This is a genomic window from Massilia phyllosphaerae (assembly GCF_034659755.1).
GTDB classification, from domain to species: Bacteria; Pseudomonadota; Gammaproteobacteria; order Burkholderiales; family Burkholderiaceae_D; genus Telluria; species Telluria phyllosphaerae.
The window spans coordinates 868603-895598 of record NZ_JAXSQX010000001.1 but is presented as its reverse complement, the minus strand read 5'-3'; the positions used below and the strand labels follow the sequence as shown (position 1 = coordinate 895598).

At 63.6% G+C, this 26996-nt stretch carries 21 protein-coding genes; 16 read left to right on the top strand and 5 right to left on the bottom strand.

What is annotated here, in order from left to right; genetic code table 11:
• Positions 1 to 18 precede the first annotated feature (18 nt).
• Both moeA and U1H99_RS03915 read left to right on the top strand, forming a co-directional pair.
• Positions 19 to 1899 carry a molybdopterin molybdotransferase MoeA gene (moeA, locus tag U1H99_RS03920; RefSeq protein WP_323140444.1) on the top strand — a complete coding sequence of 627 codons (1881 nt, stop codon included), beginning with the start codon at positions 19 to 21 and terminating at the stop codon, positions 1897 to 1899.
• An 89-nt stretch (positions 1900 to 1988) separates the two neighbouring features.
• The gene (locus tag U1H99_RS03915; protein ID WP_323140443.1) at positions 1989 to 2522 is read left to right on the top strand and encodes an REP-associated tyrosine transposase; all 534 of its coding nucleotides are present in this window, start codon (positions 1989 to 1991) and stop codon (positions 2520 to 2522) included.
• A 79-nt stretch (positions 2523 to 2601) separates the two neighbouring features.
• Here the strand turns inward: U1H99_RS03915 and bla are convergent, their stop codons facing one another.
• The 5 genes from bla to U1H99_RS03890 form a co-directional block, all read right to left on the bottom strand.
• Positions 2602 to 3480, bottom strand: coding sequence for a subclass B3 metallo-beta-lactamase (bla, locus tag U1H99_RS03910; RefSeq protein WP_323140442.1), 879 nt, complete (start codon positions 3478 to 3480; stop codon positions 2602 to 2604).
• An 85-nt stretch (positions 3481 to 3565) separates the two neighbouring features.
• Positions 3566 to 4912, bottom strand: a complete 1347-nt coding sequence (locus U1H99_RS03905) for a DNA recombination protein RmuC (protein ID WP_323140441.1) — start codon at positions 4910 to 4912, stop codon at positions 3566 to 3568.
• Positions 4913 to 4945: 33 nt separating this feature from the next.
• The gene (locus U1H99_RS03900) at positions 4946 to 5350 is read right to left on the bottom strand and encodes a group II truncated hemoglobin (RefSeq protein ID WP_323140440.1); all 405 of its coding nucleotides are present in this window, start codon (positions 5348 to 5350) and stop codon (positions 4946 to 4948) included.
• A gap of 152 nt (positions 5351 to 5502) precedes the next feature.
• The gene (locus U1H99_RS03895) at positions 5503 to 8046 is read right to left on the bottom strand and encodes an ABC transporter permease (RefSeq protein ID WP_323140439.1); all 2544 of its coding nucleotides are present in this window, start codon (positions 8044 to 8046) and stop codon (positions 5503 to 5505) included.
• 32 nt (positions 8047 to 8078) lie between these two features.
• Positions 8079 to 9089 (bottom strand): adenosine deaminase, encoded by a 1011-nt coding sequence (locus tag U1H99_RS03890; RefSeq protein WP_323140438.1) that lies wholly within the window; start codon positions 9087 to 9089, stop codon positions 8079 to 8081.
• Between the two features lie 629 nt (positions 9090 to 9718).
• Between U1H99_RS03890 and U1H99_RS03885 the strand changes: the two genes are divergently transcribed.
• From U1H99_RS03885 to U1H99_RS03820, 14 genes are all read left to right on the top strand, one after another.
• The gene (locus U1H99_RS03885) at positions 9719 to 11641 is read left to right on the top strand and encodes a PrkA family serine protein kinase (RefSeq protein ID WP_323140437.1); all 1923 of its coding nucleotides are present in this window, start codon (positions 9719 to 9721) and stop codon (positions 11639 to 11641) included.
• A gap of 216 nt (positions 11642 to 11857) precedes the next feature.
• A complete protein-coding gene (locus U1H99_RS03880) occupies positions 11858 to 13126 on the top strand; it encodes a YeaH/YhbH family protein (protein ID WP_323140436.1) in 1269 nt (422 codons plus the stop codon).
• Positions 13127 to 13162: 36 nt separating this feature from the next.
• Positions 13163 to 14692, top strand: coding sequence for a SpoVR family protein (locus U1H99_RS03875; RefSeq protein WP_323140435.1), 1530 nt, complete (start codon positions 13163 to 13165; stop codon positions 14690 to 14692).
• Positions 14693 to 15403: 711 nt separating this feature from the next.
• Entirely contained in the window at positions 15404 to 16069 is a 666-nt protein-coding gene (locus tag U1H99_RS03870; RefSeq protein WP_141832435.1) for an energy transducer TonB, read from the top strand.
• A gap of 83 nt (positions 16070 to 16152) precedes the next feature.
• Positions 16153 to 17082 (top strand): MotA/TolQ/ExbB proton channel family protein, encoded by a 930-nt coding sequence (locus tag U1H99_RS03865; protein ID WP_323140434.1) that lies wholly within the window; start codon positions 16153 to 16155, stop codon positions 17080 to 17082.
• A gap of 2 nt (positions 17083 to 17084) precedes the next feature.
• Complete coding sequence (locus U1H99_RS03860) at positions 17085 to 17510, top strand: ExbD/TolR family protein (protein ID WP_323140433.1); 426 nt, start codon at positions 17085 to 17087, stop codon at positions 17508 to 17510.
• A 116-nt stretch (positions 17511 to 17626) separates the two neighbouring features.
• Positions 17627 to 18058 carry an ExbD/TolR family protein gene (locus U1H99_RS03855; protein ID WP_323140432.1) on the top strand — a complete coding sequence of 144 codons (432 nt, stop codon included), beginning with the start codon at positions 17627 to 17629 and terminating at the stop codon, positions 18056 to 18058.
• Positions 18059 to 18128: 70 nt separating this feature from the next.
• Positions 18129 to 19358, top strand: a complete 1230-nt coding sequence (locus U1H99_RS03850; RefSeq protein ID WP_323140431.1) for a tetratricopeptide repeat protein — start codon at positions 18129 to 18131, stop codon at positions 19356 to 19358.
• Between the two features lie 212 nt (positions 19359 to 19570).
• Entirely contained in the window at positions 19571 to 20542 is a 972-nt protein-coding gene (locus U1H99_RS03845) for a bifunctional riboflavin kinase/FAD synthetase (RefSeq protein WP_141832429.1), read from the top strand.
• Between the two features lie 89 nt (positions 20543 to 20631).
• A complete protein-coding gene (gene ileS, locus U1H99_RS03840; protein ID WP_323140430.1) occupies positions 20632 to 23511 on the top strand; it encodes an isoleucine--tRNA ligase in 2880 nt (959 codons plus the stop codon).
• 72 nt (positions 23512 to 23583) lie between these two features.
• Positions 23584 to 24099, top strand: coding sequence for a signal peptidase II (lspA, locus tag U1H99_RS03835; RefSeq protein ID WP_323140429.1), 516 nt, complete (start codon positions 23584 to 23586; stop codon positions 24097 to 24099).
• A 23-nt stretch (positions 24100 to 24122) separates the two neighbouring features.
• Complete coding sequence (gene coaBC, locus U1H99_RS03830; protein ID WP_323141207.1) at positions 24123 to 25340, top strand: bifunctional phosphopantothenoylcysteine decarboxylase/phosphopantothenate--cysteine ligase CoaBC; 1218 nt, start codon at positions 24123 to 24125, stop codon at positions 25338 to 25340.
• Between the two features lie 45 nt (positions 25341 to 25385).
• Positions 25386 to 25835, top strand: coding sequence for a dUTP diphosphatase (gene dut / locus U1H99_RS03825; protein WP_141832423.1), 450 nt, complete (start codon positions 25386 to 25388; stop codon positions 25833 to 25835).
• A gap of 25 nt (positions 25836 to 25860) precedes the next feature.
• Entirely contained in the window at positions 25861 to 26937 is a 1077-nt protein-coding gene (locus tag U1H99_RS03820) for a M48 family metalloprotease (protein ID WP_323140428.1), read from the top strand.
• Positions 26938 to 26996 lie beyond the last annotated feature (59 nt).

The following is a 26996-nucleotide window of genomic DNA, read 5'->3' as shown; positions in this document are numbered from 1 at the left end:
GTCGGATAAAATAACGGGATGAACAAGGAATCGATCAGCGGCCTGCTCCTGGCCGGCGGACGCGGCACGCGCATGGGCCACGTCGACAAGGGCCTGCAAGCGTTCGGCGGCACCACCATGGCCGCGCACGTGCTGGCGCGCCTGGCACCGCAAGTCGCCACGCTGGCCATCAACGCCAACCAGAACCTCGACACCTATGCCGCCTTCGGCGTGCCGGTATGGCCGGACGATACGCCCGGCTTCGCCGGTCCGCTGGCCGGGCTGGAGGCGGGCCTGCGCCGCTGCACCACGCCCTACCTGCTGACGGCGCCCTGCGACTCGCCCTTCCTGCCGGCCGACCTGGCCGCGCGCCTGTTCGAGGGCCTGCAGCGCAGCGACGCCGACCTGGCCGTCGCCGTCACCGAAGAAAACGGCCTGCGCCAGCCGCATCCGGTGTTCTGCCTGCTCAAGGCGAGCCTGGCGCCGGTGCTGTCCGCCTACCTGGCGGCCGGCGGCCGGCGCATGGACGGCTGGTACCCGCAGATCAAGGTGGCCGAGGTGCTGTTCGAGGATGCCGACGCCTTCCGCAACATCAATACCCGGGAAGAGCTGCAGCAGCTCGATCCGGCCCCTCAAGCCAAACCCTCGCCGCGGCTGGCCGACGTCGTCAGCTGCCTGTCCAGCTACGACCCGGACGCCCTGCCGGTACGCGATGCCCAGCGCATCATCCGCGACTTCGTGACGCCGGTGCGCGCCACCGAACAGGTCGCGCTGCGCGCTGCGCTCGGACGCGTGCTGGCGCTTGACGTCGTTTCGCCGATCAACGTGCCTTCGCACGACAATTCGGCCATGGACGGCTACGCGCTGCGCGGATCCGACCTGCTGCCCGACGCCCCCACCCGCCTGCGCGTGATCGGCACCACCTATGCCGGCCGCGCCTTCGACGGTACACCGCAGGCCGGCGAATGCATCCGCATCATGACCGGCGGCGTGATGCCGGCCGGCTGCGACAGCGTGGTGCCGCAGGAATTCGTGCAGGTGGATGGCGACGCGGTCGTCCTGGCGCCGGGCGTGATCCGTCCCGGCGACAACCGCCGCTTCGCCGGCGAAGACCTGAAGCTGGGCAGTGCCGCGCTGGCCGCCGGCAAGGTCGTGCGCCCGGCCGACCTCGGGCTGCTGGCCTCGCTCGGCGTGGCCGAGGTACCGGTGCGGCGCCGCCTGCGCGTCGCCTTCTTCTCGACCGGCGACGAACTGCGCTCGATCGGCCAGCCGCTCGGCGAAGGCTGCGTCTACGACAGCAACCGCTACACCATCTACGGCATGCTGCAGCGCCTCGGCTGCGACATCATCGACATGGGCGTGGTGCGCGACGACCCGCAGGCGCTCGAGCAGGCCCTGGTTGATGCCTGCGAAAGCGCCGACGCCATCATTACTTCGGGCGGGGTCTCGGTCGGCGCCGCCGACTACACGCGCGACATCATGGCGCGCCTGGGCGACGTCACCTTCTGGAAGATCGGCATGCGCCCGGGCCGCCCGCTGGCCTTCGGCCGCATCGGCTCGAACGGGCGCAGCGCTTTCCTGTTCGGGCTACCGGGCAATCCGGTGGCGGTGATGGTCTCGTTCTACTTCTTCGCGCGCGAAGCGCTGCTGCGCATGATGGGCGCCGAGGCGCCATTGGAACTGATGCGCGCGCGTTCCAGCGCCACCATCCGCAAGAAACCGGGCCGCACCGAATACCAGCGCGGCATCCTGGCGCGCGGCGCCGACGGGCAGCCGGAAGTGCGCATCACCGGATCGCAGGGCTCGGGCATCCTGCGCTCGATGTCCGAGGCGAATTGCATGGTGGTGCTGCATGACGAGCAGGGCAATATCGCAGCAGGCGACATGGTAGACGTATTACTGTTCGAAGGTTTAATTTGACGTAGGGTGGACGGCTCCGCCGTCCACGCGTCCAACTCACCGTTGATCCGCCGCATGCGCTTCCGGCATCACCCGGCCATACTGCGCCGATGTCCCGATACCGCCGCGCTAACACTGGTACCACCTTCTTCTTTACGGTCGTTGCCTATCATCGACGCCCGATTTTGTGCGACCCGATGATCCGTACGGCGCTACGTGATGCGCTCCATGCCGTACGCACCCTTCGTCCTTTCACAATCGATGCCTGGGTACTATTACCCGATCATCTGCATTGCATTTGGACATTGCCGGCGGACGATACGGATTTTTCGCAACGCTGGTCACAAATCAAACATCGTGTGTCTTACGCCTGTGGTGATGCATATCGCATGTGCCCGAGCATATCGGGCCTGAAACGGGGTGAGGCAACCGTCTGGCAACGGCGTTTCTGGGAGCATCAAATTCGCGATGACCTCGATATGCAACGGCATATGGATTACGTGCATTTCAATCCGGTCAAACATGGGCATGTCGAGCGTGTCGTGGCATGGCCGTATTCGACGTTTGGACGATGGGTGAAGGCCGGGTTATATGCTGCGGATTGGGGCGGGGGTCCGGAATTGGACGGTTTGGATTTCGAATGATCCGCCATACCGGTGGGATCCGGCGGATATTCGAGATTGCTGGCGGTGGTCGCACGCGTGGACGGCTGAGCCGTCCACCCTACATTTTCGCGTCCAGTTCGAGTCTTTTTTGCAAGCGAACACGGGCTGTAGCGACGTACGCCCGGCACGCATTCCCATCGATGAACGCCGTGTTGCCCATCTGTGGCTGCTTCGCCTTGCGCTCCCACAGTCCGCTGAATTCGGGATGCGCCGACACCAGCACGTCGCATTTCAGCCCTTCCACCGTGGCCATCGAGCGTTCGATGTCGGCGCGGGCCGTCGGGTAGCCCGGGTTGCCGTCGAAGCGCTTGCCGTCGGCGGCGACCGCGTTCAGGCTGTCGGCGTAGACGAGGTCGACGGTCTTGCCGGCTTCCGATGCGCGCCAGGTCCAGCTGGTGCCGCCGCGGGTGTGGCCGGGCGTGAAGCGGGCGGTCACGGCCAGCGGGCCGAGCGTGACCACTTCGCCGTCGCGCACCGCGCGCAGTTTGGCGACGGGCGTCATCGGCGGCAGGTCCCCGTCCGGACCCGTGTATTGCGGATCGCCCTTGTCGGCCTGGCCGGTGCGCAGCACCTTGAGCGCTTCCGGGCTGGTCAGCACGGTCGCGCCGCTCAGCTTCTGCAGTTCGGCGATGCCGCCGGCATGGTCGAAGTGTTCGTGCGAGGTCAGGATGTAGCGGATGTCCTCGACCCGGAAGCCGAGCTGGCGGATGTGCTGCGCGATCTGCGCCGCGGCTTGCGGCGTGGCGCCGTCGATCAGGATGTGACCGGCCTTCGAGGTGATCAGCACCGAACTCAGGCCGGCGGTGCCGACATAATAGGTGTTGCCGAACAGGGCGAACGGTTCCTGCGGTCCGTTCCAGTCGGCGGCCAGCACGGGCGCGGTCAACGCGGAGGCGCACAGGGCGGCGGCAAGGAGATGGCGGAGAGTGGTTTTCATGGTGATCCTATTGTAGGGCAGCCTCCCTGCCCGCCCGCCTGCGGTGTGACGAAACGCCGGCCCGGCGTGACGTCCAGCGCCCCGTTCAGTCGTCGCGCTCGGCGGCTGCGGACGATTCGGCCGTGCCCAGCATCAGCTGCGCCGCCTCGTTCGGCAACGCTTCCACCGATTTCAGCTTGCGCGCCATCTGGCGGCTCCTGACTTCGGCGCTTTCGATGTTCTTGGCGGCGCGCTCCAGCGTCAGCTTGGTGGCGGCCAGCACGTCACCGAACTTGCCGAATTCCGTCTTCACCGCGCCCAGCACCTGCCACACCTCGGACGAGCGCTTTTCCAGCGCCAGCGTGCGGAAGCCCATCTGCAGGCTGTTGAGCAGCGCGGTCAGGGTGGACGGGCCGGCGATGGTTACGCGCAGCGTGCGCTGCAAATCGTCCGCAAGGCCGGGCCGGCGCATCACCTCCGCATACAGGCCTTCGGTCGGCAGGAACAGGATCGCGAAGTCGGTAGTCTGCGGCGGCGACACGTATTTGTCGCAGATGGTTTTCGCTTCGTTACGCACCGCGCGTTCCAGCTCGGCGCCGAAGCGCGCGACGCCATCGGCATCGGCGCTGTCGGCCGCGTCCACCAGGCGCTCGTACTGCTCTTTCGGGAACTTGGCGTCGATCGGCAGCCACAATGGCGGGCCGCCGTCGACGGTGCCCGGCAGCTTGATCGCGAATTCGACGCGCGCATTGGTGCCGCGCACCGTCTCGACGTTCTTGGCGTACTGGTCGACCGTCAGCACCTGCTCGAGCAGCATCTCGAGTTGCACTTCGCCCCAGGTGCCGCGCGTCTTGACGTTGGTGAGCACGCGTTTCAGGTCGCCGACGCCGACCGCCAGCTGCTGCATCTCGCCCAGGCCCTGGTGCACGCGCTCCAGGCGGTCCGACACCTGGCGGAACGATTCGGTGAGGCGGGTCTCGAGCGTCGCGTGCAGCTTTTCGTCGACGGTCTGGCGCATCTCTTCCAGGCGCTTGCCGTTGTCGTTCTGCAGGTCGCGGATCTTCGATTCCAGCGTGGCGCGCACTTCGAGCATGCGCTGGGCATTCGATTCGGTCAGGTTGGCGAGCGCACCGTTCAGGGTGTCGGCGAAGCGCTTCAGGGTACGCGCCTGCTCTTCGCGGCCGCCGGCCGCGTGCATCTGGATCTGCTGGCGCATGGCTTCCAGCTGCTGGGCGGTGGCGCCCTGGTTCTGCGCCAGGTGGGCGACGAGTTCCTGGCGCGTGGCCTGGGCACTGGCCTGCAGTTCGTGGCGCAGTTCGCGCTCGAGGCGCTCGAAGGCCTGGGCCGAGCCGTCGTTCCTGGTGCCGGCGCGGCTGCGCGCCAGCAGGACAAACTGCAGCGCGATCACGGCCGCCAGGCCGATCGCGAGGACGATGAATTCGATGGTGGACATGGTGTTCTCGGTGCGGCTTCTTAGTGCGGCTTCTTAGTGCGGCCGATTACGCATCCAGTCCGCGGTCTGGAAGAAGGCGGTCATCAAACGCAGGCGCAGGTCGTAGTCGTAGCCGAGGTCTTCCAGCGCCATCGCCATCGCGCGCAGCCACTGGTCACGCTCGCTGGTGCCGATCGCGAACGGCAGGTGGCGCGCGCGCAGCATCGGGTGGCCGTATTTTTCGATGAAGAGATTGGGGCCGCCCATCCAGCCGGACAGGAACATGAACAGCTTCTCGCGCGAGCTGTCGTTGGGGACCGGGTGCATCGCGTGGATGCCGGCGAAATCGGCCTCCAGCTGCATGATGTCATAAAAGCGGTCGACCAGTTCGCGCAGGCGGCTTTCGCCGCCGATGATCTCGTACAGCGTACGTTCTTGGGTGTTATCGGTATCAGGCATCCGTCAATCATAACGCGGCGGCGACGTTGCGGGTAGGGTGGACGGGTTTCCCGTCCACGCGTTCAAGCGCCACGTGATCAATCGTCCCTCCGATGGCGTGCACCATATCGCATCCGTCGCGTATCTCCGCGTGGACGGCAGAGCCGTCCACCCTACGCTTCTCTCAAGGTCTGCAATGGCGGCTGGCGCAACACATTGCGCAGGCCCAGCCAGCCGCCGATCAGCGCGCACGCCGCGCCCACCACCAGCCCGGCCACCCACACGGTCGGATCGAAATGCCAGGGAAACTTGAACTGGTACTCGGCCAGCGCCCATCCCAGCGCGGCGGCGCCCGACGCCGCCAGGAGCCCGGACAAGCCGCCGACCAGCGCGAACTCGATGCGCTGGGCCTGCGCCAGCTGGCCGCGGGTGGCTCCCAGCGCGCGCAGCAGGCCGGCTTCGCGCGTACGCTCGGCCTGGGAGCCCATCAGCGCCGCGTACAGCACCAGCACGCCCGAGGCCAACGTAAACAGGAACAGGAACTCGACCGCGGTGACGACCTGGTCGAGCACTTCCTGCAGCTGGCGGATGATGCCGCTGACGTCGACCACGGTCAGGTTGGGAAACTGGCGCGTCAGCGTGTTGGCCAGGCCGATGCCCTTGGCCGGCAGGCGGAACGCGGTCATGTAGGTGGTCGGCGCGTCGCGCATCGCGGCCGGGTTGATGATCACGAAGAAGTTGGCGCGCATCGAGCCCCACTCCAGCTTGCGCAGGCTGGTCACCCTGGCATCGACCGCGAGGCCGCCCATGTCGAAGCGCAGCGTGTCGCCCAGCTTCAGGCGCAGCGTGTTGGCGATGCCCTGCTCGACCGAGGCTTCGGCCATGCCCGGCTTGTCGTCGTACCAGCGCCCCGCCACCACCTCGTTCCCGGCCGGCAGGTCCGGCACGCTGGACAGGTTGAATTCGCGGTCCGACAGGCTTTTCGCGCGTGGATCGGTGTACGTGGTGGCGGTCACCTCCTTGCCGTTCACCGCCGTCAGGCGGCCGCGGATCATCGGGTACAGCGGCAGCTCCGCGACGCCGGCGCCGCGGATCTGGCGCGCGACCGCATCCTTCTGGTCGGGCTGGATGTTGATGATGAAGCGGTTCGGCGCATCGGGCGGCGTCGACAGGCGCCAGGCCTGCATCAGGTCGCCGCGCACCACGGTCAGCACCAGCAGCGCCATCAGGCCCAGCGAGAGGGACACGATCTGCACGATGGTGGCGCCGGGACGCCGCTGCAGCGAGGTGATGGCGAAGCGCCAGCCCTGGTGACGGGCGGCGCCGCGCAGCCGCCGCAGCGCCTGCAGGCACAGCCAGCCGACCAGCGCGAACACGGCCAGGCCGCCGAGGAAGCCGCCGGCGGTCAGCATCGCCAGGCGCACGTCGCCGGCCTGCCACAGCAGCAGCCCGAAGAACACGGCGATGCCCAGCCCATAGGTGACCAGCGCCATCGGCTGCGGCGCCGCCTGTTCGCGCCGGATCACGCGGTTGTGCGGCACGTTGCGCAGCTGGAGCACCGGTGGCAGCGCGAAGCCGACCAGCAGCAGCATGCCGGTGGCAATGCCCTGCAGCGCCGGCAGGATCGAGACCGGCGGCAGCTCGGCCGGGATCAGGTTGCCGATCATCTCGAGCAGCACGAAGTGGGCGCCGAAGCCGGCCAGCACGCCGAGCACGCTGCCGGCCAGGCCGACCAGCGCGAATTCGAGCAGGAACATCAGCCCGACCTGGTTCTGGGTCATGCCGAGGCAGCGCAGCATGGCGCAGGCGTCGAGGTGGCGCTGCATGAAGCGGCGCGCCGCCATCGCCACGGCCACCGCCGCCAGCATCGCCGACAGCAGGCTGACCAGCGCCAGGAAGCGCTCGGCGCGGTCGAGCGTGCTGCGCATCTCGGGGCGGCCGTTTTCCAGGGTCTCGATGCGCACACCTTTCACGTTGTCGGCCTCGATGCGCGCGCGCAGCCAGCGCTCGTAGCCGGCGATCGGCGCCATGTCGTTGGGCGAGGCCGATGCCACCTGCATGCGGTAGGTCACGCGCGCGTAATTGTCGACCAGGCCGGTACTCTTCAAATCTTCCAGCGGCAGCATCACGCGCGGGGCGAAGTTCGAGAACGAGGCGCCGCGGTCCGGTTCGGTCGCGATCAGGCGCGCCACCTTGAAATTCCTGTCGCCCAGCTGGATGGTGCTGCCCACCTTGATGCGAAGCGGCGGCAGCAGGTTGACGTCGACCCACACCGTGCCGGCTGCCGGGATGCCCTCGGCGGCGTCGCCCAGCGCTTCGCTGGCATCGTCCGGACTGGTGGTGGTACGCAGCTGGCCGCGCAGCGGGTAGCCTGCGGACACCGCCTTGACCGAGGCCAGCACCGCCTGCGAGTCCTGGCCCTCCCCGGCCTGGGCCATGCTGGGGAAGGTGACGGTATCGGCCAGCACCAGCCCGCGCCGCTGTGCCTCCGCGCGCCACGCCGGCGGCAGCGGCTGGTCGGCATTCACCAGCAGGTCGGCGCCGAGCAGCTGGTGGGCGTCGCGATTCAGGCCGCTGCGCATGCGGTCCACGAAAAAGCCGACCGCGGTGAGCGCCGACACGGCGACGACCAGCGCCACCAGCAGGAAGCGCAGCTCGCCGGCGCGCCAGTCGCGCGCGGTCATGCGCAGGGTTTGGGTCAGTAACGGCAGCCGCATGGCGATATCCCTTTGTACCTGTGTACCTTGCGTTATGCGGCGGCCGCGAAGAAGCGCTCGACTTCGTCGAGGAAGGCGCGCTTCTGCGCCGGCGCCAGGAAGGCGGCCTCGAAGCTGTTGACGGCCAGCTGGCGCGCGTGCGAGGCGTCCAGCGGCAGCGCCTCGAACGCGGCCAGGTAGTTGTCGTTGACGTAGCCGCCGAAGTAGGCCGGATCGTCGGAGTTGACGGTGGCCGCCAGGCCGGCGTCGAGCAGCGTGCGCAGGCTGTGGCTGCCCATCACGTCGAACACGCGCAGCTTGATGTTCGACAGCGGGCACACGGTCAGCGCCATGCGTTCGCGCGCCAGGCGCTGGACCAGGGCCGGGTCGTCGAGGCAGCGCACGCCGTGGTCGATACGCTCCACGTGCAGCACGTCGAGCGCGCTTTCGATGTAGCTCGGCGGCCCCTCCTCGCCCGCGTGCGCGACCAGGTGCAGGCCAAGCGCCCGTGCGCGCTCGAACGCGCGCGCGAATTTCTCGGGCGGGTGGCCGAGTTCGGACGAATCGAGGCCGACGCCGATGATCTTCTCCCGGTACGGCAGCGCCTGTTCCAGCGTGGCCAGGGCGTCGTCCTCGGACAGGTGGCGCAGGAAGCACATGATCAGGCTGGCGCTTACCGGACTGTCCTGGCAGGCGCGCCAGATGCCGTTGACGACGGTCTCGAACGGCACGCCGCGCGCGGTGTGGGTCTGCGGATCGAAGAAGATCTCGGTATGGCGCACGTTGTCGGCGCCGGCACGCGCCAGGTAGGCCGCGGTCATGTCGTAAAAGTCCTGCTCGGTCAGCAAAACGCTTGCACCCGCATAATAAATATCGAGGAACGATTGCAGATCAGTGAAAGCGTACGCCTGACGCAACGCTTCGACCGAGGCATAGGGGAGCGAAACACCGTTCCTTTGCGCGAACTCAAATATCAGTTCGGGCTCGAGCGAGCCCTCAATATGGATGTGCAATTCTGCTTTAGGCATCGCCTGCAACATGCGGCGCAAGGGTTCGTTCAGCATGGGATCTCCGCGGTGGATCGGGCCGTTTCGGGCATTGGAAGAGAGTGTAGCGCATGCGCGGACAAGGCTCATTTCACTCTGGAATTTTTGTAAATCGCGACGCGATATGCGTGCGCCACTGCTTAGCAAGATGGTGCACTATCCATTTACCATTTGATAAATCTGATGGGTTCTCGTGGCGCCAAAAGTCCCACCTGCCAGCCCCATCCGAACAATGTACAGAGGCCTGCAACCCCATCGCACCGGACTCTTCAAAAACCTTATTTCCTTATTCGTTTCAAGGACTTGGAATCAGATCACACAAGAATGTGACACGGTTTTGACTTCGGGAACTAATAGGCACATAATAAATTTCATAAGCGTAATAAGACGCTCTCAGCGGGCGCTAACCAACCGGTGCACGTCATGGAAATTGTTGCATGCAGCTTTTTCCGCGGCCCTCAAAAAACCGGACGACAAGAACATCGCCTTCCGTTTCGTGTCAGGTTTCCTGGCTGCCAAACTTCGATGGCGACCCCGGCGGGCAGCATTCCACCATGCTGCGGAAGTCTCATCCGGCCGGGCTTGGGCAACCGTCTTTCATCGGCTGCCGGACAGTGATCAGTGTTAGCACATTAGAGGACATTCACATGACCATTTTTGATAACTACGCAGCCCGCTATGAGCGTACCCGCGAAGAGGAATACTCGCTGTCCGAGTATCTTCAGCTTTGCAAGAAGGATCCCCTGACTTACGCCAGCGCTCCCGAGCGCATGCTGGCCGCCATCGGCGAACCTACCCTGGTCGATACCCGCCTCGACCCGCGCCTGTCGCGCATCTTCGCCAACAAGGTCATCAAGATTTATCCCGCATTCCGCGAGTTCTACGGCATGGAGGAAGTGATCGAGCAGGTCGTTTCCTATTTCCGCCATGCGGCCCAGGGCCTGGAAGAACGCAAGCAGATCCTGTATTTGCTGGGCCCGGTGGGCGGCGGCAAATCATCAATCGCCGAAAAGCTCAAATCGCTGATGGAGCAGGTGCCGTTTTACGCGATCAAGGGTTCGCCGGTCAATGAATCGCCGCTCGGGCTATTCAGCGAAACCGAAGACGGCGCCATTCTCGAAGAAGATTACGGCATTCCGCGCCGCTACCTGCGCAATGTGCCGAGCCCGTGGGCGGTCAAGCGCCTGCATGAATTCGGCGGCGACATCAACAAGTTCCGCGTCGTAAAGCGCTATCCGTCGATCCTGAAACAGATCGCGATCGCCAAGACCGAACCGGGCGACGAAAACAACCAGGATATTTCTTCGCTGGTCGGCAAGGTCGATATCCGCAAGCTCGAGGATTATTCCCAGGACGATCCGGACGCCTACAGCTATTCAGGCGGCCTGTGCCTGGCGAACCAGGGCCTGATGGAATTCGTCGAAATGTTCAAGGCCCCGATCAAGGTGCTGCACCCGCTGCTCACCGCGACCCAGGAAGGCAATTACAAGGGCACCGAAGGCTTCGGCGCGATTCCCTTCGATGGCATCGTGCTGGCCCACTCCAACGAATCGGAATGGAAGACCTTCCGCAACAACCGCAACAACGAGGCTTTCCTCGACCGGATCTATATCGTCAAGGTGCCGTATTGCCTGCGCGTGTCGGACGAAATCAAGATCTACGACAAGCTGCTGCGCAATTCCTCGCTCGATAAAGCGCCGTGCGCGCCGGGCACCCTGCGCATGATGTCGCAATTCGCGATCCTGTCGCGCCTGAAGGATCCGGAAAACTCGAGCATCTATTCGAAGATGCTGGTGTACGACGGCGAAAACCTGAAGGACACCGATCCGAAAGCGAAGTCGATGCACGAGTACGTCGATTATGCCGGCGTCGACGAAGGCATGAACGGCCTGTCGACCCGCTTTGCCTTCAAGATCCTGTCCAAGGTCTTCAACTTCGACAACACCGAAGTGGCCGCCAATCCGGTGCACCTGCTGTACGTGCTCGAACAGCAGATCGAGCGCGAGCAGTTCCCGCCGGAGACCGAACAGCGCTACATGTCGTATATCAAGGAGCACCTGGCCCAGCGCTACGTCGATTTCATCGGCAAGGAAATCCAGACCGCCTACCTGGAAAGCTATTCGGAATACGGCCAGAACATTTTCGACCGCTATGTGACCTTTGCCGACTTCTGGATCCAGGACCAGGAATTCCGCGATCCGGATACCGGCGAAAGCTTCGACCGTGAATCGCTGAATGCCGAACTGGAAAAGATCGAAAAGCCTGCCGGCATTTCGAACCCGAAGGATTTCCGCAACGAGATCGTCAACTTCGGCTTGCGGGCGCGTGCGACCAACGGTGGCAAGAATCCGGCCTGGACCAGCTACGAAAAATTCCGCACCGTGATCGAGAAGAAAATGTTCTCGAATACCGAGGAATTGCTGCCGGTGATTTCGTTCAATGCCAAAGCGAGCGCCGAGGACGCGACCAAGCATGCCGACTTCGTGGCGCGCATGGTCGAGAAAGGCTACACGCCGAAACAGGTGCGACTGTTGTGCGAGTGGTATCTGCGGGTACGTAAATCCTCGTAGGTGGAAGGAGTCCCCGTCCACGCGTAACGCGTGGGGGGGATGCTCCCAAGCTACCTCGACAAGAGGATGGTTGGCGGAACCGTGGATGGGCGCGCTTGAAGTGTAGTCCCTGTCCCACCAAAGTCCGGTATGCCAACCACGTAACGCCGTGGCGCGTTACTATAGTGGGACCGGGTGGTATTCCGGCCCGCCGCGAATTTGAGCAGGAGGCCTGTTTTGACTTACCTCATCGACCGACGCTTGCAGGGCAAGAACAAGTCTGCGGTCAACCGCGAACGCTTCTTGCGCCGCTACAAGGCGCAAATCAAGGATGCGGTGGGCCGGGCGATCAAGGGTCGCTCGATCACAGACATCGAAAATGGCGAAAAGGTCTCGATTCCCGTCAAGGACGTGAACGAACCCCGCTTCGGACACGCGCATGGCGGTGTCTGGGAGACCGTCAACCCCGGCAATACCGAATACCAGAAAGGCGACCAGTTCAACCGTCCGCGCGGCGGCGGCGGCGCCGGCCGCGGCAAGGCGGGCAACAGCGAGCAGACCACCGAAGACGATTTCATCTTCGAACTGAGCCGCGAAGAATTCATGAATTACTTCTTCGAGGATCTCGAGCTGCCGAACATGATCAAGACGCAGCTGACCCAGGTCGTCGAATTCAAGAACCAGCGCGCCGGCTACAATATCTCCGGCACGCCCTCGAACATCCACGTGCTGCGCTCGCTGCGCGGGGCGCTGGGACGCCGCATCGCCGTCGGCGGACCGTCGCGCAAGCAACTCACCGCGCTCGAGCACGAACTGCGCGAACTGCGCGAGAACGGTGCCGAGGACGACGACCCGCAAGTCCTCGAACTCAAGCACAAGATCCACCACCTGCACACGCGGCTGCTGGCGATCCCCTTCATCGACCCGATCGACCTGCGCTACAGCAACCGGATCAAGATCCCGAAGCCGTCGACCGCGGCGGTGATGTTCTGCATCATGGACGTATCGGGCTCGATGGACGAGAGCCGCAAGGACACCGCCAAGCGCTTCTTCATCCTGCTGTACCTGTTCCTGAAGCGCGTGTACGAAAAGATCGAAGTGGTCTTCATCCGCCACCACACGGCCGCGGCCGAGGTCGACGAGAACGAGTTCTTCCATTCGCGCGAATCCGGCGGCACGGTCGTGTCCTCGGCGCTGCACATGCTGAACAAGATCGTTACCGAGCGCTACAGCAACGGCGACTGGAACAGCTACGTGGCGCAGGCGTCCGACGGCGACAACTGGGACAACGACTCGGTGCTGTGCAAGCAGATCCTCAACAGCCAGATCATGCCCCGGGTGCAGTACTACACCTATGTCGAGATCACCGACGGTCCGCCCCAGAACCTGTGGGAGCAGTATGCCGAAGTGGCGACCACGCATCCGAACTTCGCCATGCAGAAGATCGTGACGCCGGCCGATATTTATCCCGTGTTCCGTGAACTGTTCAAGAAGCAGCCCAAATAAACGGTAGACAGCAGCAATGCAAAGCGAGGCCCGCTCATGCCAAGAGATCCCAACAACCCGCGCGCCCTGCCCGAACAGTCGGAGTGGACCTTCGACCTGATCGAACAGGCGCACGAGGAAATCCGCCGGGTGGCCAGAAAGTTCGGCCTGGACACCTACCCCAACCAGCTCGAAATCATCACTGCCGAACAAATGATGGATGCCTACACCTCGGTGGGCATGCCGGTGTCATACAACCACTGGTCCTTCGGCAAGCACTTCCTCAGCACGGAAAAAAGCTACAAGCGCGGCCAGATGGGCCTGGCGTACGAGATCGTGATCAACTCGAATCCGTGCATCGCCTACCTGATGGAGGAAAACAGCCTGACCATGCAGGCGCTGGTGATTGCCCACGCCGCTTATGGCCACAACTCCTTCTTCAAGGGGAATTACCTGTTCCGCACCTGGACCGATGCCGACGCCATCGTCGACTACATGGTCTTTGCCAAGAACTACATCGCCGAATGCGAGCAGCGGCACGGCATCGACGCCGTCGAAGACGTGCTCGACTCCTGCCATGCGCTGCAGAACTACGGCGTCGACCGCTACAAGCGGCCGGCCAAGCTGTCGGTTGCGCAGGAACAGAACCGCCAGAAGGAGCGCGAGGAATACATCCAGTCCCAGGTGAACGAGCTGTGGCGCACGCTGCCGCGCCGCGAGGAAACCCAGAAGGATGCCGCCGCACCGCCGCGCTTCCCGGTCGAGCCCGAGGAAAACCTGCTGTACTTCATCGAGAAGTACGCGCCGTTGCTGGAACCCTGGCAGCGCGAGCTGGTGCGTATCTCGCGCAAGATCTCGCAATACTTCTATCCGCAACGCCAGACCCAGGTGATGAACGAGGGCTGGGCCACCTTCTGGCACTACACCATCCTGCAAGAGCTGCACAAGGAAGGCATCGTCGGCGACGGCTTCATGATGGAGTTCCTGCAGAGCCATACCAACGTCGTGTTCCAGCCGGCCGCCACCAGCCCTTATTACAGTGGCATCAATCCCTACGCGCTGGGATTCGCGATGATGATGGACATCAAGCGCATCTGCGAGAATCCGACCGAGGAAGATCGCACCTGGTTCCCGGACATTGCCGGCAGCGACTGGATCAAGACGCTGGACTTCGCCATGCGCAACTTCAAGGATGAAAGTTTCATTGCCCAGTACCTGTCGCCCAAGCTGATCCGCGAATTCCACTTCTTCGCCGTGCTGGACGACGACCGCAGCGACAAATTGACGATTTCGGCGATCCACGACGAAGCCGGCTACCGTTACGTGCGCCAGCAGTTGGCCGAGCAGTACAACCTGGGCAACCGCGAACCCAATATCCAGGTGTGGCAAGTGAATACGCGCGACGACCGCGCCCTCACCCTGCGCCATACGCAATTCCAGCGCCGTCCGCTCAACCAGCAGGCGCATGAAGTACTGAAGCACGTGGCCCGCCTATGGGGCTTCGACGTGCGCCTCGAAACCGTCGACCCATCCGGCCGCGTGGTAAGCAGCCTCGAGTGCCGGCGCGAAAAGCGCGCGCGTTACTGAGGTCCAGGCTTTCTTTCCCTCCGCCCGTACCCTTCCGTGCGGGCTTTTTTTCGGCTGCTGCAGCGACCGCGCCATCTCCCTCTATATATAGAGTGCACCGCCAGCGTGCCGCGCCCGCGTGCCCCGGCACCTGCTTGGTGCGAGCGCAAACATTCGTGGTCGAACAGGGTCGCCCGATTGAGAGAGCGCTTCTCGTCATTACGTTACTTATCTGATATTGTTCAAAAACCATCTTACATGCACACTGAGCCATATCAAGAGCCGATATCCATATAAGGTCCTCTTATGGCTTTCGCCTTGTTTTTAAAGGGTTTTTTGTTCAACAGGACACCCACTGGCATGTAAATTGGTTATAGTTAGCAGAAACACCACGACGGTTTCACCATATATTTGCTAAGTAGCAAATTCAGCATGGAAAATTTGGCAGAAGGTCTCTATTGCCTGATCTTCCACGCATCAAAAAAGGGCACCACTTGACATTGTTAAACGGCTAAGTTTTTGCGTCGTCGATGGGCCTGCGGATTCTTCATACTGATGTGCTTGTTTGCTTGTTTTTACAGGCAAATAGCCTCTCTTTGAGGGCATAAAAATGTATGTGCAAAAAAGAATTCGTAGGTATAATTCGCCGATGTCCCGGATGCGGCTCTTAGCATTTTGTCGTGTTTAGTGGGTTTGGTAGCAACAAAAAAGGTTGGTATTGGAGAAAGCAGGATGAATTTTTCGCAAGAGAAGAACGCCGGGAAGAATTTCACTGGTATCGCCATTGTTATCGTCTTGCACCTGATTGTCGCTTACGGGCTGGTTACCGGTCTCGGAAAGCGCATGGTCGCCAAGATGATGGAACCAGTGGAGACCAAGATTATCGAGGAAGTGAAACCGCCGCCACCACCGGATGTTCCGCCCCCGCCGCCACCGCCGGAAATGAAGGCTCCACCGCCTCCATTCATCCCGCCGGTTGAAGTGCAGGTGCAGACCCCGCCGCCGCCGCAGAATGTGATCGCTAACACGACCACTGCGAAACCGGCAACGACGGAGATCAACCGCACGCCACCGGCACAGCCGGCCCCTCCGGCACCGGCAGCACCGGCCAAGGGTCCTTCGCGTACCGAGGCAGTGGCAGACTTCAACACCTGCGCGAAACCGGAATACCCGAAATCGTCGCTGCGTAATGAAGAAACGGGTGTGTCGACCATTTCGTTCCTGATTGGCGTGGATGGTCATGTGATGGATTCCAAGATGGCGAAGTCGAGTGGCTTCCGCGATCTGGATAAAGCTGCGCAGTCAGCTCTTGGTAAATGCCGATTCAAGCCAGCAATGGTTGATGGGGCGCCCCAACAAGCATGGGTAGCAGTGCAGTACGTCTGGACTTTGGAATAAACCGGGACGGCAGCAACGTCTCAAACTGTGATTTTCGTTGTCATCTGTTCAGCGAACTGTTCATTTTAATTTTTGGAGGAAGCATGTTTAAGAATACCCGTTTGTCCGCTCTGCTGGCGGCTGTCCTGTTCTCGGTTACGGCAGCTTCGGCGCTGGTGTCCGCACCGGCCGTGGCCCAAGACCAGGCTGCAGCATCCGCCCCGGCAGCTCCTGCGGCTGACGCAGCAGCACCTGCAGCAGCACCGGCTACCGACGCAGCAGCAGCTCCGGCTGCAGGCGCCCCGGCCGCAGCTGAAGGCAAGAAAGAAGAAGTCGAGAACCCGTTCGGCATCCAGGCCGTGTGGGAAGGCGGCGTCGTGTCGCGCGGCACCCTGATCATCCTGGCCCTGATGTCGATGGGTTCGTGGTACATCCTGATCACCAAGCTGATCGACCAGTCGAAGATCTTCCGTCAGTCGAAGGAAACCAACCAGAAGTTCTGGAAAGCACCGTCGATCGCTGCCGGTTCGGCACAACTGACCGAAGGCTCGCCGTTCCGCTTCATCGCTGAAACCGGCACCAAGGCAACCCAGCACCACGACGGCGCCCTGCTCGAGCAGATCGACCTGTCGACCTGGACCACCATGCAGATCCAGCGCGCTGTGGACAAAGTCCAGTCGCGTCTGCAGGATGGCCTGTCGTTCCTGGCAACCGTCGGCTCGACCGCACCGTTCATCGGTCTGTTCGGTACCGTCTGGGGTATTTACAACGCACTGACCAACATCGGTATGACCGGTAACGCGTCGATCGACAAGGTTGCAGGTCCGGTGGGTGAAGCACTGATCATGACCGCATTCGGTCTGTTCGTTGCAGTTCCGGCCGTTCTGGGCTACAACTGGCTGGTCCGTCGTAACAAGACCGCAATGGAAGACGTCCGTTCGTTCAGCGCCGACGTGCACTCCGTCCTGATCTCGGGCGCAATGCACACCTCGGAAGCTGCCCGCGCTGTCGCTGGCACTAAAAAGGTTGGCTAATCATGTCGATGAGTGTTGGCTCCGATAGCGGAGAAGATACCGTCATGTCAGAGATCAACACCACGCCCCTCGTGGACGTGATGTTGGTTCTGCTGATCATCTTTCTGATCACCAGCCCGGTTGTTCTTAAACTGCAGAAGATCAAACTGCCCGTCGAGACCAACCAGACTGCTAAAACCACGCCGGAAGACGTGAACATTGTCGTCAACAAGGATGGCGATATGTACTGGAACCAGCACAAGCTGGCCAATACCGACGAACTCTTCGAATTCCTGAAGAAAGAAGCGGTGAAAGTGCCCCAGCCGGAAGTGAAGATTCGTGGCGACCAGGAAACCCGCTACGAAGCAATCGGCAGGGTGCTCTACACGGCCCAGCGTGCGGCGATTCAGAAAGTCGGCTTCATCACCGAAATTCCTGATAAGGGCTGATCGAAGTGAAGAGGGGCCCGCCCCTCTTCCGATGATGACCCCGCAGCCCGGTATAGGAAGATCCCTCGCGGGAAACCCGTATCGGGCTGGTTCCCAAGATTTGAAAGGAAGCACTCATGTCTATGAACGTTGGTTCACCCGGAGGCGCAAGCGCCGATCCGGAACCGATGATGGAAATGAACATGACGCCGCTGATCGACGTCATGCTGGTGCTGATCATTATGATGATCATCACCATTCCAAAGCAAAACCATTCGGTCAACTTGAACATGCCGGTCGGCACTCCGCCACCGTCGACCAACGAGCCGCAAGTGGTCACGATCGACGTGGACTTCGATGGTACTGTCCTCTGGGACAACACCCCGATCCCGGATCGCGCCACTCTCGAAGCCAAGCTGTCCAACGTGGCGGCGATGGCCGATCAGCCGGAAGTGCATCTGCGTCCGAACAAGCTGGTCGAGTACAAGGTTGTCGCTGGGGTGATGGCGTCGGCTCAACGTCTTGGTGTCACCAAGATCGGTATGGTCGGCAACGAACAGTTCCAGTAAATCGCTTTGGCTATAATGAACACGGCAGGGTTTCCCTGCCGTGTCTATTTTGAATGAAAGAATGTCGATAATGTCCAAGTTCCGCCTCGCACACCTCGGCCTCGCACTGGCCGCACTCGGATTCACCGCCGCCGTCCCGGTGGTTGGCCTGGCCCCGGCCTACGCCGCCGAGACCCTCCGTCCCGAAGTCGGCAAGCCGCTGCAAGAAGCGCAGCAACTGATGAAGCAGGGCAAGAACAAGGAAGCCCTGAACCGTCTGCATGACCTCGACAAGGTCGGCAACAAGTCGGCAAACGAAACTTACCTGATCGAACGCACCCGTGCCGGTGCCGCCTCGAGCGCAGGTGACTATGCCGCCGCCGCCAAGTCCTTCGAATACCTGATCGGCTCCGGCAAGCTGTCGGCCTCCGAAAAAGCCCAGATGTCGAAAGGCCTCATCGGCATCTACATGCGTGGTGGCGACCTGGGCAAGGCAAACGCTGCCATCCAGGCCCAGCTCAAAGAACGCGACGATCCCGAACTGCGCGCCTACCTGCTGCAGAACTACTACAAGCAGGGCAACACCGCCGCCCTGGAAACCGAACTGCGCAATGCCGAGAAGAACGGCCGCATGAGCGAAGACCAGCTCGGCATGCTCGCCAACATCCAGCTCAAGAAGGGCGACAAGGTCGGCTACGTCAACACCATCGAGAAACTGGCCGCGAATTATCCGAAGGCCCAGTACTGGACCGACCTGCTGAACCGCGTGCAAGGCAAGCCTGGCTTCTCCGGCCGCCTGGCCGTCGACATCTACCGCCTGAAGCTGGCCAACGGCCTGTTGAAGAAGCCGAGCGAGTACATGGAAATGGCCCAGCTGGTCCTGCAGGCCAAGGCCCCGGCCGAAGCGATCAAGATCATCGACAAGGGCTACAAGGCCGGCGCACTGGGTACCGGTGCCGACGCCGCGCGTCACCAGCGCCTGAAGGACCTGGCCGAGAAGACCCTGGCCGAGCAGAACAAGACCGCCGCCGCCGACGAAGCCGCGCTGACCAAGGCCAACGACAACGACGGCCTGGTCGCCCTGGGCTACAGCCTGGTGCAGTCGGGCCAGGCCGACAAGGGCCTCAAGATGATGGAAGCCGCCATCAAGGCCGGCAACCTGAAGTACCCGGAAGATGCCAAGCTGCACCTGGGCGAAGCCTACGCCGTCGCCGGCAAGAAGCAGCAGGCCATCAACACGCTGAAAGGCGTGGGCGGCAAGGACGGCACCGCCGAACTGGCCCGCTACTTCATCATGGCCATCAACAAGCCGCTGGCGTAAGTCAACGCGCCATCCGGCACGCACTGCCGCCCATGCGGCAGTGCCTCCAAAGCGCTGCCCGCGTTCCCGCAGGCGGCGCTTTTTACGTTTACGCGACCCGACGCGGCCCACTGCGCATGCCTTTCCCCTGCCCCGTGCTTTCGGCCATTGCGCTTTGCAACATCGCAGTTGCCGTATAATCTGGTATTTCGCCTCGGAGCACGAATCATCCAATGAAGGTATTTCGCGGACTTCCCAACGACAGGGCGCGTGCCCCGTGCGCACTCACGATCGGCAACTTCGACGGTGTCCACCGCGGACACCAGGCGCTGTTGGCCCACGTGACCGCCAGTGCGCGGCGCCTCGGGCTGGAATCCGCCGTGATGACGTTCGAGCCGCATCCGCGCGAATATTTTGCGCAGCGCAGCGGGGACCTGTCCAAGGCCCCGGCCCGCATTGCCAACCTGCGCGACAAGCTGGAATCGCTGTCGAATGCCGGCATCGACCGCGTCATCGTCGAGCATTTCAACGAGCATTTCGCCGCCATGTCGCCGCGGGAATTCACCGAGCGCGTGCTGGTCGAAGGCCTGCACGTCAAATGGCTGATGGTGGGCGACGATTTCTGCTACGGCGCCCGGCGCGCCGGCAATGTTGCCCTGCTGGCCGAAGCCGGCAAGGAGTACGGCTTCGAAGTGCACAGCCTGCCCGCCGTGCTGCACGACGCCACCCGCATCTCGTCCTCGGCCGTGCGCAGCGCGCTGGCGGCCGCCGATTTCGACGCCACGCGCGCCCTGCTCGGCCACCCGTATTCGATGTCCGGCCACGTGATCCACGGCGCCAAGCTGGGCCGCACGCTGGGTTTCCCGACGCTGAACCTGCGCGTGGTGCACCGCCCGGCCCTGGCCGGCATCTTCGTGGTGCAGGTGCACGGCCTGGGACCGCAGCCGCTGCCGGCCGTCGCCAGCCTGGGCGTGCGTCCGACCGTCGAGGACGCGGGCCGCATGCTGCTCGAAGTACACGTGTTCGACTATAACCAGCCCTGCTACGGCAAGCTGGTGCAAGTGGAATTCCTCGCCAAGCTGCGCGACGAGGAAAAATACGTCGACCTGCCCACGCTGACGGCCGCCATCGAGCGCGACGCCCAACAGGCGCGTGCCTGGTTCGCCCAGCGCGCCGGCGCCCTCACCGCCACCGATCGAATTTGAACACCGTCATCCGCGGCGCCGCGGCTTCGGCCGCCGCGCCCTGCTTGTCCATGTTCGCACCCAACAGCAGTCCACCTTAGAAAAGTCCTATGTCCGATACCAAACCAGGCCAAAAAGGCGCCAAGAAGCCCGAAAACAAATACCCGGTCAACATGACCGATACCCCCTTCCCGATGCGCGGCGACCTCGCCAAACGCGAACCGGGCTGGGTCAAGCAATGGCAAGACAAGAAAATCTACGAGCGCGTGCGCAAGGCCGCCGCCGGCCGTCCGAAATTCATCCTGCACGACGGTCCCCCCTACGCCAACGGCGACATCCACCTCGGCCACGCAGTCAACAAGATCCTGAAGGACATGGTCGTCAAATCGCGCACCATGGCCGGCTTCGATGCGCCCTACGTGCCGGGCTGGGATTGCCATGGCATGCCGATCGAGATCCAGATCGAAAAACTGTACGGCAAGAACCTGCCGACCGCCGAGGTCCTGCAAAAGGCGCGCGCCTACGCGCTCGAGCAGATCGACCGCCAGCGCGCCGGCTTCATCCGCCTGGGCGTGCTCGGCGAATGGGACAACCCTTACATGACCATGGCCTACGGTAACGAAGCCGACGAGCTGCGCGCCCTCGGCACGCTGCTGGACAAGGGTTATGTCTACCGCGGCTTGAAGCCGGTCAACTGGTGCTTCGATTGCGGTTCGGCGCTGGCCGAGGCGGAAGTCGAATACCAGGACAAGCGCGACCCGGCGATCGACGTCGGCTTCCCGTTCGCGGAACCGGACAAGCTCGCCGCCGCCTTCGGCCTGGACGCACTGCCGGCCGGTGACGGCTTCATCGTGATCTGGACCACGACCCCGTGGACCATCCCGTCGAACCAGGCGCTGAACGCGCACCCGGAAGTCACTTACGCGCTGGTGAAGACCGTCCGTAACGACAAACCGGTGCTGCTGATCCTGGCCAAGGACCTGGTCGAATCCGTCCTGCAGCGCTACAAGGTGGAAGGCGAGATCGTCGCCGAGACCACGGGCGCCCAGCTGGACGGCATCCGCTTCAAGCACCCGCTGCACGCCGCCGATCCGTTCTATGACCGCACTTCGCCGGTCTACCTGGCCGACTACGTCACCACCGACAGCGGCACCGGCGTGGTCCACTCGGCGCCGGCCTACGGTATCGAAGACTTCCAGTCGTGCAAGGCGCACGGCATGAAGGACGAGGACATCCTGAAGCCGGTGCTGGGCGACGGCCGCTTCGCCGCCACCCTGCCGCTGTTCGGCGGCATGACGATCTGGGAAGCGAGCAAGCCGATCGTCGCGGCGCTGACCGAAGCCGGCGCCCTGTTCGAATTCAAGATGTTCGAGCACAGCTACATGCACTGCTGGCGCCATAAGACCCCGATCGTCTACCGCGCCACCAACCAGTGGTTCGCCGGCATGGACATCACGCCGAAGGACGGCGGCCCGACCCTGCGCGAGACCGCGCTGGCCGGCATCGCGGAAACGCAATTCTTCCCGGACTGGGGGCAGGCGCGCCTGCACGGCATGATCGCCAACCGTCCGGACTGGACCCTGTCGCGCCAGCGCCAGTGGGGCGTGCCGATGGCCTTCTTCATCCACAAGGAAACCGGCGCGCTGCACCCGCGCACCCCGGAACTGCTGGAACAGGTGGCCAAGCTGATCGAAGCGAACGGCATCGACGCATGGCACCAGCTGGACGCGCGCGAACTGCTCGGCATTGAGGCCGACACCTACGAAAAGAACCGCGACACCCTGGACGTCTGGTTCGACTCCGGCTCGACCCACCAGACCGTGCTGCGCGGCTCGCACAAGGAACAATCCGCGTTCCCGGCCGACCTCTACCTGGAAGGTTCGGACCAGCACCGCGGCTGGTTCCACTCGTCGCTGCTGACCTCGTCGATGCTGAACGGCCGTCCGCCGTACAAGGCGCTGCTGACCCACGGCTTCACGGTCGACGAGAACGGCAAGAAGATGTCGAAGTCGCTCGGCAACACGATGGCGCCGCAAAAGATCTCGGATACCCTCGGTGCCGACATCCTGCGCCTGTGGGTCGCGTCGACCGACTACACCGGCGAGCTGTCGATCGGCGAAGAGATCCTGAAGCGCGTGACGGAATCCTACCGCCGCATCCGCAACACGCTGCGCTTCCTGTTGGCGAACACCTCGGACTTCGACCCGGCCGTCAACGCCGTGCCGGTGGCCGAGATGTTCGAGATCGACCGCTATGCGATCGCCGAAACCGCGCGCCTGCAGGCGGACGTTGCCGCCCACTTCGAGCGCTACGAATTCCACCCGGTGGTCTCGCGCCTGCAGATCTTCTGCTCGGAAGACCTGGGCGGCTTCTACCTCGACCTGCTGAAGGACCGCCTGTACACCACCGGCGTGGATTCGCTGGCGCGCCGCTCGGCCCAGACCGCGCTGTGGCACATCGCGCACAGCCTGCTGCGCCTGATGGCACCGATCCTGTCCTTCACCGCCGAGGAAGCCTGGGCCGTGTTCGCCGGCGACAAGGCCTTTGCCGAGGCCGACGACACCATCTTCACCCAGACCCTGTGGGCCTTCCCGGAAATCGCGGACAGCGCCGCCCTGCTGGAGAAGTACGCGCTGATCAGGAGCGTACGCAACGACGTCACCAAGCAGCTGGAAGAAGTACGCGGTTCGGGTGCGATCGGTTCCTCGCTGCAGGCCGAACTGGCGCTGAAGGCGGCGGGCGACAAGTACCGCGCGCTGGCCAGCCTGGAGGACGACCTGAAGTTCGTGTTCATCACCTCGCAGGCAAGCGTCGAGCAGGTCGAGGACGCGGCCCAGGAAGCCGTGGCCGTGACCCCGTCGGACGCCGAGAAGTGCGAGCGCTGCTGGCACTACCGCCGCGACGTCGGCCACGACCCGGCCCACCCGGGTTTGTGCGCCCGCTGCACGAGCAACCTGTTCGGCAGCGGTGAGAAGCGCCGCTTCGCGTAAATAAAAAAAAGTGTCCTGCATCCGGCACGTCCGGGTGCAGGCGCTCCGCGAGTTCCCATCCTCTCCATCGACATGGCCACCAAAAAAAAATCAACATCGTCCGGCGCCGCCGCCGGTTCCAGCCTCCTGCCCTGGCTGGGCGTCGCCTTCATCGTGATCCTGGTCGACCAGATCACCAAGATCACCATCACGCGCACCTTCATGCACGGCGAAGAAAAGCCGATCACCAGCTTCTTCAACCTGGTGCTGGCATATAACCCGGGCGCGGCCTTCAGCTTCCTGGCGGCCCAGGGCGGCTGGCAGCGCTGGTTCTTCGGCGCCATCGCGCTGGTGGCGGTCGGCTTCATCCTGCACCTGCTGCGCAAGCACGCCGGCCAGCGCATGTTCTGCTGGGCGCTGGCGCTGATCATGGGCGGCGCCCTCGGCAACCTGATCGACCGCGTCGCCTACGGCCACGTGATCGACTTCCTCGATTTCTACTGGCGCGGCATCGGCCACTTCCCGGCCTTTAATATTGCCGACAGCGCGATCTGTCTCGGCGCTTTCCTGTTCATCGTCGACGAGCTGCGTCGGGTGAACAAGAAGTAAATACGGAAGGAAATTCCATGAGCATGGACCTGAAGGGCAAGAAGATCGTCCTCGGCCTGTCCGGCGGCGTGGCCTGCTACAAGGCCGCGGAACTGTGCCGCGCCCTGACCAAGGAAGGGGCCAGCGTGCAGGTCGTGATGACCGACGCCGCCACCCACTTCATCGGCGCGGTGACGATGCAGGCGCTGTCCGGGCATCCGGTGTATACCGACCAGTGGGATGGCCGCATCCCCAACAACATGGCCCACATCGACCTGACGCGCGGCGCCGACGCGATCCTGATCGCGCCCTGCTCGGCCGATTTCATTTTCAAGCTGGCGCACGGGGCCACGGACGACCTGCTGTCGACGCTGTGCCTGGCGCGTCCGCACACGGTGCCGCTGCTGGTGGCGCCGGCCATGAACGTCGAGATGTGGGAAAAGCCGGCGACCCAGCGCAACGTGGCCCAGTTGCGCGACGACGGCATCGGCATCTTCGGCCCCGCTGCCGGCTCCCAGGCCTGCGGCGAGACCGGCATGGGCCGCATGCTGGAACCCCACGAACTGCTGGAAGAATTGATTGCCTCGTTCCAGCCGAAGGTCCTGGCCGGCAAGCGCGTCCTGATCACGGCCGGACCGACCTACGAAGCGATCGACCCGGTGCGCGGCATCACCAATCTGTCCTCGGGCAAGATGGGCTATGCGATCGCACGCGCGGCGCGCGAAGCCGGCGCCGAGGTGACCCTGGTATCCGGTCCGACCGCCCTCGATGCGCCGCACGGCGTGCGCCGCATCGACGTGCGCAGCGCGCAGGAGATGCTGGACGCGGTGATGGCGGGCGTCGCCGGCCAGCACGTGTTCATCGGCGTGGCGGCGGTGGCCGACTGGCGCGTCGAGAACGCGAGCGAGCACAAGATCAAGAAGGACGGCAGCGCCGCGCCCCAATTGCAGTTTGCGCCGAATCCCGACATCCTCGCCAGCGTGGCCGCCACCACCTCGCTGAGCGGCTGGCCCTACTGCGTCGGCTTTGCCGCCGAATCGCAGAACCTGATCGAATTCGGCGCCGTCAAACGCGAAAAGAAGGGCATACCCTTGCTCGTTGGCAATATCGGCCCGCAGACCTTCGGGCAGGATGAGAACGCTATCGTGCTGTTCGACGACAGCGGCCACACGGTCCTGCCGCGCGCAGGCAAGCTGGCGCTGGCGCGTCAGCTGGTGTCCGAAATCGCCAAGCGCCTGGAACAGCGTTCGCTGCTGGACTGACCATTCAACACGCTTTACTAAGCAAGCCTCACGTATCAAGCATCAATGAAACAGATCGACCTCAAAATCCTCGACCCGCGCATGCAGGACTTCCTGCCGGCCTATGCAACGACCGGCAGCGCCGGCCTGGACCTGCGCGCCTGCGTCGACGCGCCGCTCACGATCGAGCCCGGCCAGACCGTGCTGGTGCCGACCGGCCTCGCCATCCACCTCGGCGATCCGGGCTACGCCGCCATGATCCTGCCGCGCAGTGGACTCGGCCACAAGAACGGCATCGTGCTCGGTAATCTGGTAGGCTTGATCGACTCGGATTACCAGGGGCAACTGATGGTGTCCACCTGGAACCGCAGCCAGTCCGCCTTCACCCTGCAGCCGATGGACCGCCTGGCCCAGCTGGTCGTGGTGCCGGTGCTGCAGGTGGGCTTCAACGTCGTCGACGACTTTACGTCGAGCGAGCGCGGTGCCGGCGGCTTCGGCAGCACCGGAAAAGAATAAACGATATAAACAATATGAGGAGCCTATGATTCGCCATTTGCGCCTGCCCGCGCTGGGCATGTCCCTTGCCTTGCTGCTGTCGGCCTGCGCCACGCAGGACATCCGTCCGCTCCCGACCACGCCGGGCACGGTGCAGCGCCAGCCGGAAGCACCGGCCTTGTCGCCGGAGATCAGCGCCGCCGCCGACACGCTGACCAAAATGGCCGACCTGCAGGACCGCCTGTACAAGGTCGCGGCGCCGCTCCTCATCCAGAACGCGGAACTGTGCAAGGGCCAGGCCCGACCGCTGCTCGGCTTCACCGCCAAGAACCGCTGGTCCTACCCGGGCGACTACAACGAAGCTGCCCACGTCGCCTTCGGCATGGACGAACGCCTGCAGGTGACGGGCGTCCTGGCCGGTAGCGGCGCCGCGCGCGCCGGCCTGCAGGGCGGCGACGTGCTGCTCGCCGCCGGCGGCAAGCCGCTGCCGACCGGCCAGCATGCGCTGTCGCAGGCCGGCACCATCTTCAACCGCATCATCGCTTCCCAGGCCAGCATGCCGCTGACGATCGAGCGCCGCGGCAGCGAACGCCAGATGGCGATCCCGGTCACGCGCGCCTGCGCCTTCGCGATCGACGTCGGCAACGCCGACAACGTGAATGCCTACGGCGACGGCTCGCGCGTGCTGGTCACGCGCGGCATGATCCGCTTCACGCGCGACGACGACGAACTGGCCTTCGTGGTCGCCAAGACCATGGCGCACAACATGCTCGGCCACCCGGCGACCCAGCGCAACCAGGCGACCATCGGCAGCATCATCGACAACCTGCGCAGCATCAATCCGGACACCTCGATGCTGATCGGCAGCGGCGGGATCAAGGCCATGCCGGCCGACGCCGACGCCGCGGCCGACCGCCTCGGCATCTACCTGGCGGCCCGCGCCGGCTACGACGTGGCCGACGCCCCGGCCTTCTGGCGGCGTTTGGCCGAGGCCTATCCGGCATCGGTGCTGAACGGCTATACGGCGAACCACCCGGCGCTGCCGGCGCGCATGGCGGCGGTGGAGCGGGCGCTGAACGAAGTCAAGAGCAAGCGCTCCGGCAAGAAGGCCTTGATGCCGTAATACCTTCCAGCTTGTCGTTCTTGGCATTGCCAGGAACGACGTGGTGGCCCTGCTCTTAC

Coding starts and splice junctions, on each gene's coding strand:
- lspA (WP_323140429.1), top strand. CDS start 23,584: ATGGCCACCAAAAAAAAATCAACATCGTCCGGCGCCGCCGCCGGTTCC.
- U1H99_RS03890 (WP_323140438.1), bottom strand. CDS start 9,089: ATGCTGAACGAACCCTTGCGCCGCATGTTGCAGGCGATGCCTAAAGCA.
- U1H99_RS03885 (WP_323140437.1), top strand. CDS start 9,719: ATGACCATTTTTGATAACTACGCAGCCCGCTATGAGCGTACCCGCGAA.
- U1H99_RS03865 (WP_323140434.1), top strand. CDS start 16,153: ATGTTTAAGAATACCCGTTTGTCCGCTCTGCTGGCGGCTGTCCTGTTC.
- U1H99_RS03850 (WP_323140431.1), top strand. CDS start 18,129: ATGTCCAAGTTCCGCCTCGCACACCTCGGCCTCGCACTGGCCGCACTC.
- U1H99_RS03855 (WP_323140432.1), top strand. CDS start 17,627: ATGTCTATGAACGTTGGTTCACCCGGAGGCGCAAGCGCCGATCCGGAA.
- U1H99_RS03845 (WP_141832429.1), top strand. CDS start 19,571: ATGAAGGTATTTCGCGGACTTCCCAACGACAGGGCGCGTGCCCCGTGC.
- U1H99_RS03870 (WP_141832435.1), top strand. CDS start 15,404: ATGAATTTTTCGCAAGAGAAGAACGCCGGGAAGAATTTCACTGGTATC.
- coaBC (WP_323141207.1), top strand. CDS start 24,123: ATGGACCTGAAGGGCAAGAAGATCGTCCTCGGCCTGTCCGGCGGCGTG.
- U1H99_RS03820 (WP_323140428.1), top strand. CDS start 25,861: ATGATTCGCCATTTGCGCCTGCCCGCGCTGGGCATGTCCCTTGCCTTG.
- U1H99_RS03900 (WP_323140440.1), bottom strand. CDS start 5,350: ATGCCTGATACCGATAACACCCAAGAACGTACGCTGTACGAGATCATC.
- moeA (WP_323140444.1), top strand. CDS start 19: ATGAACAAGGAATCGATCAGCGGCCTGCTCCTGGCCGGCGGACGCGGC.
- dut (WP_141832423.1), top strand. CDS start 25,386: ATGAAACAGATCGACCTCAAAATCCTCGACCCGCGCATGCAGGACTTC.
- U1H99_RS03905 (WP_323140441.1), bottom strand. CDS start 4,912: ATGTCCACCATCGAATTCATCGTCCTCGCGATCGGCCTGGCGGCCGTG.
- U1H99_RS03860 (WP_323140433.1), top strand. CDS start 17,085: ATGTCGATGAGTGTTGGCTCCGATAGCGGAGAAGATACCGTCATGTCA.
- U1H99_RS03875 (WP_323140435.1), top strand. CDS start 13,163: ATGCCAAGAGATCCCAACAACCCGCGCGCCCTGCCCGAACAGTCGGAG.
- U1H99_RS03895 (WP_323140439.1), bottom strand. CDS start 8,046: ATGCGGCTGCCGTTACTGACCCAAACCCTGCGCATGACCGCGCGCGAC.
- U1H99_RS03915 (WP_323140443.1), top strand. CDS start 1,989: ATGTCCCGATACCGCCGCGCTAACACTGGTACCACCTTCTTCTTTACG.
- bla (WP_323140442.1), bottom strand. CDS start 3,480: ATGAAAACCACTCTCCGCCATCTCCTTGCCGCCGCCCTGTGCGCCTCC.
- ileS (WP_323140430.1), top strand. CDS start 20,632: ATGTCCGATACCAAACCAGGCCAAAAAGGCGCCAAGAAGCCCGAAAAC.